Genomic DNA, 1,754 nt, shown 5'->3' on the forward strand with positions numbered 1-1,754 from the left:
CTGCTGGCCGAGGTGCGGGCCGCGCTGGACGGCAGCCCGGGAGCGCGGGTGCACCGCGACGACCTCCTCGCCGCCCACCTGGACCTGATGTGCCTGCGCGTCGCGGTCCGCCTCGCCGCCGAGAACGGCCTGCGCGGCACCGCCGTGCGCCGTCTCGCCGCCCGGGTCGCCGGGCAGGTGCACGAGGCCGCCCGGCGCAGCCTCGGCCCCGGCCAGGGCGGACTGGAGCGGGCCGAGTTCGAGGAGCTGTTCCCCTGGGGGCCCGCCCCCGCACACCTCGGCGGCGGCACCGGCTGGGCCTCCGCCGTGCTCGCCGAGGGCCTCCTGGTGCCCGCCGGGACCGGCTACCGCTTCGCCCACGAGGAGTTCGCCGACTGGATCCAGGGCGTCCACCTCGACCTGGACGAGGCGCTGCGTGCACTGGTCCACACCCGCCGCACCGCCGACGACGGCCCGGACCGCGTCCCCGTCCCGCACCACCGGGCCGGCCCCGTCGTCGAGGCCCTGCTGCGCCTGGAACGCCACGGCGGCACCGGGCCACTGGCCTCCCGGCTCGCCGACCTGGTGCACGCCCTGGACGCCGACCCCGGCTCCTGGTGGGCCGCCCGGCTGCTCACCGCGACCCTCGCCCGGGTGCCCGACGCCACGCCCTACACGGCCGTGCTGGGCCTGCTCTCCCACCGGATCGTGGCCTGGCGGCAGCAGCGGCGCACCGTACCCGCGGAACTCGGTCCCGCCTTCTGGAGCGCCCTCGCGCTGCAACCGGACACCCGCTTCGCCCTCCTGCGGCGGCTCGTCCACGCCGACGGCCCGCCCTGCGAGACCGGCCCCCGCTTCCTCGACGCCGCCGCCCGGCTGCTCACCGCCGACCCCGTCGGGACCATCCCGCAGCTGGTCCGCTGGTTCGACGACGACCGGCCGCTGCCCGCCACCCCGCACGCGACCGTGGCGACGGCCGCGCAGGCGCTGCTGCACACCCACCGCGACCGCGCCCCCGACACCCTCACCGAGGCACTCGCCGACAGCACGCACCGCCGGGCCGGCCAGCTGCTGGGCGTCCTCGCCGAGGAGGAACCCGCCGCCGTGTGCCGGGCCGTCCACCGGTGGGCCCGCGACGAGCGCTCCGCCCGCCGGGCCGCGGCCGTGACCTACGGGCTGAGGGTGGTCCCCTACGTCCGGGACGGCGCCGACCGCGCCCTGCTCCGCCACGCCGCCCTCGTCCTCCTCGACCGCAGCGACGACCCCGCCCCCCACGGCGGGGCCCTCGCCCTGCTGGTCCGCGACCCCACCAGCAGGGACCGCCACTTGGCCCGCGCCCTGGAACACTTCGCCGCCGGGGACCCGCAGCTCCCCCCGGACGCGCTGACCGGCGCCCTCATCACCCACCCCGGGCCGGTCCTCGCCGCCTTCGGCACCCGGCTGGGCCGCGCCGACGCCGCCGCCACCTTCCAGGTGCTCGCCGACGCCACCACGCCGGGGCTCGCCGGACGGGTCGCCGCCCTGCTGCGCGACGCCGTCCGACGGCGGCCCGAGCTCGCCGGGCACCTCGCCGGATACGCCGACCGGCGCCTGAACGGCGGGCCCGCCGCCCAGGACGTCCTGTTCCCGCTGCTCACCGGCCTGCTCGACGGCGGCCCCGCCCCCCTGCGGGCAGCACTCGCCGGGATCCTCGCCGACCCCGGCACGCCCGCCTCCCGTCCACTGCGCCGCGTGCTGCTGGACACCCTCCTCGACCGCGAGCACGACCCCGACGT

1 pseudogene is annotated in these 1,754 nt (G+C 79.1%); it reads left to right on the top strand.

Features of this window, described 5'->3' with window-relative positions:
* Positions 1–1,754, top strand: a pseudogene (locus tag G3I53_RS00595) (serine protease); the annotation flags it as partial.

It is taken from the genome of Streptomyces sp. SID14436, assembly GCF_010548465.1.
GTDB lineage: Bacteria > Actinomycetota > Actinomycetes > Streptomycetales > Streptomycetaceae > Streptomyces.